Origin of the sequence: Neolewinella lacunae (assembly GCF_014349155.1) — a bacterium.
GTDB classification, from domain to species: Bacteria; Bacteroidota; Bacteroidia; order Chitinophagales; family Saprospiraceae; genus Neolewinella; species Neolewinella lacunae.
In genome coordinates this window covers 1-7305 of record NZ_JACSIT010000056.1, presented here as the reverse complement: position 1 = coordinate 7305, position 7305 = coordinate 1, and the positions used below count along the sequence as shown (strand labels likewise).

7 protein-coding genes are annotated in these 7305 nt (G+C 40.2%); all 7 read left to right on the top strand.

The window, feature by feature from the left end; all coding sequences use genetic code 11:
• Positions 1-568 (top strand): IS1 family transposase (locus tag H9S92_RS03325; RefSeq protein ID WP_187465300.1); only part of this gene is annotated, 568 nt, incomplete at its 5' end.
• 39 nt (positions 569-607) lie between these two features.
• The gene (locus H9S92_RS03320; protein WP_187465299.1) at positions 608-1582 is read left to right on the top strand and encodes an FG-GAP repeat domain-containing protein; all 975 of its coding nucleotides are present in this window, start codon (positions 608-610) and stop codon (positions 1580-1582) included.
• Between the two features lie 81 nt (positions 1583-1663).
• Positions 1664-3115, top strand: a complete 1452-nt coding sequence (locus H9S92_RS03315) for an FG-GAP-like repeat-containing protein (protein ID WP_187465298.1) — start codon at positions 1664-1666, stop codon at positions 3113-3115.
• An 8-nt stretch (positions 3116-3123) separates the two neighbouring features.
• Positions 3124-4176: a right-handed parallel beta-helix repeat-containing protein gene (locus H9S92_RS03310; RefSeq protein ID WP_187465297.1), complete on the top strand. Its 1053-nt coding sequence runs from the start codon at positions 3124-3126 to the stop codon at positions 4174-4176.
• A gap of 97 nt (positions 4177-4273) precedes the next feature.
• Complete coding sequence (locus H9S92_RS03305) at positions 4274-5317, top strand: HEAT repeat domain-containing protein (RefSeq protein ID WP_187465296.1); 1044 nt, start codon at positions 4274-4276, stop codon at positions 5315-5317.
• A 186-nt stretch (positions 5318-5503) separates the two neighbouring features.
• Positions 5504-5842 (top strand): hypothetical protein, encoded by a 339-nt coding sequence (locus H9S92_RS03300; protein ID WP_187465295.1) that lies wholly within the window; start codon positions 5504-5506, stop codon positions 5840-5842.
• A gap of 28 nt (positions 5843-5870) precedes the next feature.
• Positions 5871-7305, top strand: a 1435-nt coding sequence (tnpC, locus tag H9S92_RS03295) for an IS66 family transposase (protein ID WP_187465294.1), incomplete at its 3' end; no start/stop codon positions are given.

Here is a 7305-nt window from a genome sequence, read left to right as displayed (position 1 = left end):
TAGCGAAAGGGTAAGCTTACGTGGAATTTGTCGTTCCATGGAAGTGAGCATGACTTGGCTGATGAACTTTGCGGCTTCAATCTGGGAGCAAACGCCGGACAATTTGGGAGTAGATTACGAGCTCCTAGAGAATCTGAGTGATGAAGAGCTACAATCCGTTGAAATTCAATTAGATGAGATGTGGTCTTTCGTCGGCTGCAAGAAAAACAAGCGTTGGATTTGGGTAGTCTATTGCCCAGCGATCAAGCAGGTTTTGGCCTTTCATGTTGGAGGTCGAGGCAAAGCGGACGCCGAAAAAATGCTAGATAAGCTCCCGCAACGGTTAAGAGATCACTGCCAGTTTGCTACCGATTACTGGGAGGCATACTACCAGACGATACCAAGTGACCAGCATCATCCGAGTAAGGCGCTTACTTTTTTCATTGAAGGTTATTTTACGGGCGTCAGAGCAAGGGTAAGTAGATTGGTTCGGCGCAGTGTCGCTTTCTCGAAGAAGCTAGAGAACCATGTGGCGGCCATTGGCTACTTCCTCTGGCAGCGAAACTTGATGGCTCACCATTACTATTGATACACCGCCAATAATTTTAGTTCGTCTTGGAACTATGAATTGTCTGATAAAGATAAATGCTTTGCAGGTGAACTGTATCCTAATTCTTCCAACACGGAATTTGAAAGCTATGGTTTTGGCCTAAACTCTGGCCCAGGTTGGTTCATAGGTGATTTTAACGGCGACGGAAAACATGATTTAATGCGCTACAAGAATGAAAATGGAGGTGCCGAAGTCTCACTTTCAACAGGAAGTAGTTTTAATTCACCCGTAGAATGGAGTGGAGCGGGAGAAAGAGGAGGACTTGGCTGGTACGTTGGTGATTATAATGGTGATGGGAAGGACGATATTTTGCGATATAAAAATGAAAATGGAGGTGCTCATGTTTTACTCTCAACGGGAAGTAGTTTTAGTTCGCCCGTAGAATGGAGTGGAGCGGGAGAAAGAGGAGGAGAAGGTTGGTATATTGGTGATTATAATGGTGATGGGAAAGATGATATTTTACGATATATAAATGAAAATGGAGGTGCTCATGTTTTACTCTCAACGGGAAGTAGTTTTAGTTCGCCCGTAGAATGGAGTGGAGCGGGAGAAAGAGGAGGACTTGGCTGGTACGTTGGTGATTATAATGGTGATGGGAAGGACGATATTTTGCGATATAAAAATGAAAATGGAGGTGCTCATGTTTTACTCTCAACGGGAAGTAGTTTTAGTCCACCAGTAGAATGGAGTGGATTTGGAGAAAGAGGAGGAGAAGGTTGGTACGTTGGAGACTACAACGGTGACGGATTAAGTGACCTCATTCGGTTAGCAACTAGAGGAATCGGAGGAGCACAAGTTACATTGTCATTCGGCAATCGGTTTGGAAGTATAGTAACTTGGAGCAATCATTCTATCGAACTTGATAGGGGTAAAGGTTGGTACATCGGGGATTACAATGGTGATGGATATGATGATGTATTGAAATTCCAAAACTCAAGTGGTGGTGCGATCATTTATCTTTCGGGAGGAGAATGTTCTCCAATATTTGAATAAGATTCACACAACACGCCCTACCCGACAAGCCTCCTACGTCGGCCTGCGGGTAGGGCAAACGTTGGCTGCAATAAATGAAAAATGAGACAAAAGACCATATTAATTGTAATGGGGCTAATGATTCTGAAAACGGGATTATTGTATGGACAAAATAATGGCCGAAACAATCAAGCAAATGCTTTGACTTCTGGAATTTGGGAAACAGTGAACATACCTGTTTGTTGGGAGGACCCAGATTATGATAATGAAGAAGGTCGAATTTGGACAAAACAAGCAGTTTTAGAAACTTGGCAGAAATATAGTGCTCTAAAATTTACAGGATGGGGTGCATGTAATTCTGGTAGTAGAGGTATTCGTATAAGAGTAGAAGATACTAGTCCACACGTAAAATATCTAGGCCGATATTTGAATGGAAAAAGGGATGGCATGGTGCTTAATTTTACCTTTAACAATTGGTCTTTCGGATGCAGTAATGACAGAGAGTTTTGTATAAAGGCAATTGCTGTCCATGAATTCGGCCATGCTATTGGATTGGCGCATGAACAAAATCGACCCGATGCTCCAAGTTGGTGTCAAGATCAAAGGCAAGGTTCAGACGGAGATTGGTATATCGGTGAGTTCGATATAAATTCAGTGATGAATTATTGTAATCCTAATTGGAATAATAATGGGGAATTGAGTGAAGGTGATATTGAGGCAGTTCAAACACTATACGGAAAACCATCATACTTGCAGTGGAGGATTTCGTATGGTGCTAGTTCTTCTTGGTACACAACTAACATTTCTCAAGTTGCAATCAACAAATTATTGATAGGAGATTTCAATGGAGATGGTGAATCAGATATATTCTACGCAAATGGAGAAATATGGCGCATCTCATACGGAGGCACAGTTTCCTGGGACAGGGTTCGAGAATCTGCTGTTAAAACAGATAAACTACTAGTAGGAGATTTTAATGGAGATGGTAAATCAGATATATTTTATGCGAACGGAGAAGTATGGCGCATTTCATACGGTGGAACATCTTCATGGGATAGGGTGCGAGAGTCTGCTGTAAAGGTAGAAAAGCTTTTGGTAGGCGATTTCAATGGAGATGGCAAGTCAGATATATTCTATGCAAACGGGGAAGTATGGCGCATTTCATATGGTGGAACATCTTCATGGGATAGAGTGCGAGAATCTGCTGTAAGGACAGATAGACTTTTGGTGGGCGATTTCAACGGAGATGGCAAATCAGATATATTTTATGCGAACGGAGAAGTATGGCGCATTTCATATGGTGGAACATCTTCATGGGATAGAGTGCGAGAATCTGCTGTAAGAACAGATAGACTTCTTGTTGGTGATTTCAATGGGGATGGTAGCGCAGATGTTTTATATCCGAATGGGCAGTTCTGGAGGGTTTCATTCTCTGCATTAGGAGAATGGTCTCGTATATCCAATTCCAAAATAGTCATTGACAAACTAAAAACGGGTGACTTCAACGGAGATGGTAAATCAGATGTCTTTACAGTGTTCAGAACTTCAATTTAAACCCTAATATGATGAGACAAAAAAAGCAACTTAACAGAATTGTTGGCATTTGGATAATGGTAATTCTTACTTTTTTAAGTGGATGTAAGGATGAAGATGTTGTTCCCATTGAGAGCGTAGACAAATTTATCATCTATATGAGATCAACAGGAGATGATAGCAACTCTGGATTGTCATTCCAAGATGCTGTAAAGAGTCTAGATAGAGTCCACGAAATCTTGTTAAATGAAAATCCTGTTAGAGATATTGAAATACATATTAATCAAGGAACATATTTTGGTCAAGAAGTTGAATGGAGTTTTTCTAACGGTCATTCAATTACATTTACGCCGATTGACTTTACATCAGATAGACCTGTTTTTGATGGGCAAGGAAAGGAAACATGGTTTAAATTGAGAGGAGAGCAAGGTGAGAATACTAATCTCAATTTTCGGTATCTAAAAGTTAGAAATTATAAGCTAGGAATTTTTCTTCGTGGCAATAGAAATGATCTTGTAAATGGATGGAACGGTAATAATAGCATTTACGGAATGTATTTTGAGAACATCGGAAATAAATTCACCATTAATCAGAACTATGCATTTGCTGTAATTGATTTAGTAAACTCTAGAGACAATAAAATAGAGAACAATCATTTTGTCAATGTTGAAAACAACACGCCGGAGGAATGCTCGCATTTACATGCTGTTTACTTGGCCCACTATTCTTCTAATAATCAAATACTTCGTAATAAATTTGAAAATATTTGTGGCGACCCGATTAGAGTTAGAGATGAATCAAATGACAACAGAATCTTAGATAACAACTTCAAAAAGACTGGTGATAGAGCATTTTTTAGTGAGTGGTTTTGTAGGCCCAGACCAACTGATGATCCAGATAACCCAAGATGTACGAAACCAGGAGGAGAATGCCCTAGCGTTAGGAATGAGTTTAGAAACAACTACTGCGATAAAAACTACAATCAAGAAAGACCTAATTTGTTCTTACTACACGGAGATGAAAATCATTGTGGTCAGTTACAGAGTCCTAGATTAAGTACATCAGGAAATGTAAATAACTAAATGAAGACAACTTCAGCCAACAAAGGCTACGACGTCCATGCTCCTTCGTCGCACGGCGCGTAGCCGGACCGTTGTAGCCAATTATAAAAAATAAAATATGAACCATTACGAACAATCAGCACTACTTTTCTATTCAGAGAAAAATTTCTTTATGTCGTACAATCTATTTTTAGAAGCGGTACGAATGGATAAAGAGAATACAATGTTTTGGTATGGATTAGGGGATTCAATTTGTGGTTACTCAAATCAAAATGGAATTCAAAAACTTTATCCTTTAGGAATATCGTGTATAAAGAAGTCTTTTGAGATAAATCCAGAAAACAAGTATTCAAGTTCGATGCTTGAAAGAATGAAAAATAATCTATCAATCGGCGAAGAATTTATATCCAAATTAAAAATAGTTTCATTTGAAGAAATAGAAAAAATCGGAGTAGATATTCCAAACGAAAAATTGATTGAAAACTTTCAAAAGCTAAAAAGTGCTGACAATAAGATAAAAGCAATAATGCACTTAGGAGAAACCAAAAACCCAAAATATGCAGCTTTACTTGAACATTGTATCTTAAATGACGAAAATCAAACTATACGTTTTGCAGCATTAAAAAGAATAGGTTTTTATCAGAACGACATAGATTTGAAGCCAATGTTCGATTCAATAATTGCAGATAATAAAGTAGAGGAAAATGAACCATATTTTAGTTTAGCAGCGGGAGGAATAAATAAAGATTGGGCGAAGGAAATTCATTCAAAGTTTCAAGAAAAATTAGAAAAGAATGATGTGGATTTAAACAAGCTAAATTCCTTGATGCAAGATGATATGCTTTATATGAATTTGAGTATGCTTTTTCTCGGAGAAACAAGAACAGAAGAATTAAAAGCATCGATTCAAAATAATAAACGGAAAGAAATTGGAGATAAAATAGCTTTATACATGAAGCCAAATGTGATAGATGACTTGAAACAAAAAGAAATAATGGATGAAGAAGGAAGGTTCTCATCGTTAGGAATTGCACTACTAAATAAATATCTCCAAATGATTGAATCAAGTCAGGTCAATAAAAAAGAGGAAATTAATAAATCACCAAAGAAAGAGATTACACTAAAGACGAGTGAGAAAAAGAAATGGTGGAAATTATGGTAAAAAGAAAACTGGCTACAACAAAGACTAAAATGTTCATGTGGGCTATGCGCCCACACGCCATTTAGCCAGACCGTTATGCCCAATGTTAAAAAGACAGTCAAACAAGCTGAACAGGACTTTAAACAAAGTAAGCAACGGGATAACCGAAAACCGTATAAAAGAGTAGGACAACCTAAATTTTAAAAAATGGAAATCAAAGAACATCAACTGGAACCAAATCCAAGAGTATTGGAAGGATCTAAAAATTCAGATGAAATTTATATTTCAATCGAAATTGGCAATGGACAAATTGGCGGTAGTAAAGTATCTCAAAATGAAAAATTATTAGCAAAAGGGAGATTGACTGAACCAACTTTTATTGGCAACTCATCAGACCTGAAGGACAGCGAAATTGAAGTTGAAACTAACATACTAGATGTGAATTCATTTACTAATATATGTGTTTTAACTACGACATTTTACAATCAAGAAAATCAAGTGCTTTTTACTAGAATAGACGTAACTATTCAGGGTACAAAACGCTAGAATTCCAGAATTAGTAGTACTTTTCGGCATGACTTTCGCAAAACTTAAGGCTGAAGTTGATAATCTCCGCCCGGCGCTTAGTGCTGAGGGCTTGATGCTTGTGGACTTATTCATGCCATTCTGCGAAGCTCAGCAAGCGACGATAAAGAAGCTTGAAGATAAGTTAGCGGTTACTAGTGGCAATAGTTCCAAGCCGCCAAGCAAGGATGACTTCAAGCCTACTAAGGCAAGGTCTCTACGGGAAAAGTCGGGCAAAAATCCCGGCGGTCAATCGGGGCACAAAGGAAGCAAGAGCCGCCTGATCGACAATCCCGACGAGATTATCCCCTACACGATCACCGCGTGCCCGGGCTGCGGATCTAACTTATCAGGAGTATCTCCGGATGGTTTTATTCGCAAGCAGGTGGAAGATATTCCACCGCTAAAAACGATTGTTACCGAGCACAGGATTGAAATCAAGACCTGCCCATGCTGTGCCATCCAATGGCAGGCAGCTGGTTGCCCGGAAGATATCAAGCACGAATTCCAGTACGGCCCCAGAGTCAAAGCGATCAGTGTCTATCTATCAGCTTTTCAATTCATACCTGCTTTTCGGACCAAGCAGTTACTGAAGGTTTTTGGCGTAAACTTGAGTACCGGAACGCTGGACAACTTTCGCAAGAGTGCTGCACGCCAATTACCGGAGTTTCTGGAGACGTTACGCTTTTCCATAATAGCATCCCTGTGCGGCTTTTTTGACGAGACGGGTATGAAGGTCAAAGGTATCGGACACTGGGTACATGTGGCGGCAACGGAATTGTTCAGTTTGTTCATGATTCATCCCAAGAGAGGACGTGAAGCACATGATGAGATGGATGTGCTCACTTGGTTTGAAGGAATCCTGCACCGGGATGACTATCACTCTTATCATGCCTATCCCCAAGCCACTCACTCCTTATGTGTTGCCCATCTGCTACGTGACCTTATCTATGCTATTGATCGGGATAAACAGGGAGAATGGGCCGATCCCTTCATCAAACTTTTGCTCCAAGTAAAGCGACAAAAAGTCGAATCCTCCACCAGTGTCGTTGATCGCCGATGGCAGGGCCGCCACCGAAAAAAATACCGCGAGCTCCTTGCGATCGGGCTGAAGCAAAATCCTCCGGCCGTTAAAGAGGACGGGAGTACGCGCGGGCGAACAGCTCAAACCAAAACGGTGAACCTACTGCTGCGACTAAGAGACAATGAAGACGAAGTGTTACGTTTTATGACGCATGCATTGGCTCAGTTTGATAATAATCAGGCGGAAAGGGATCTGCGCATGAATAAGGTCCGTCAAAAAGTATCTGGAGGCTTCCGTTCGCTGGTCGCCGCCCAGGAATTTATGGACATTCGCTCCTTTGTTGCTACTGCAATAAAGCGGCAGGCGGACCCGGTAGAAGAACTCGTTAACCTCTTCACTCCGGGAAATTGTGACTATATGA

Bases quoted from the DNA above. Each gene is read 5' to 3' on its own strand.
- H9S92_RS03300 (WP_187465295.1), top strand. From the start codon at position 5,504: ATGGAAATCAAAGAACATCAACTGGAACCAAATCCAAGAGTATTGGAA.
- H9S92_RS03305 (WP_187465296.1), top strand. From the start codon at position 4,274: ATGAACCATTACGAACAATCAGCACTACTTTTCTATTCAGAGAAAAAT.
- H9S92_RS03315 (WP_187465298.1), top strand. From the start codon at position 1,664: ATGAGACAAAAGACCATATTAATTGTAATGGGGCTAATGATTCTGAAA.
- H9S92_RS03310 (WP_187465297.1), top strand. From the start codon at position 3,124: ATGATGAGACAAAAAAAGCAACTTAACAGAATTGTTGGCATTTGGATA.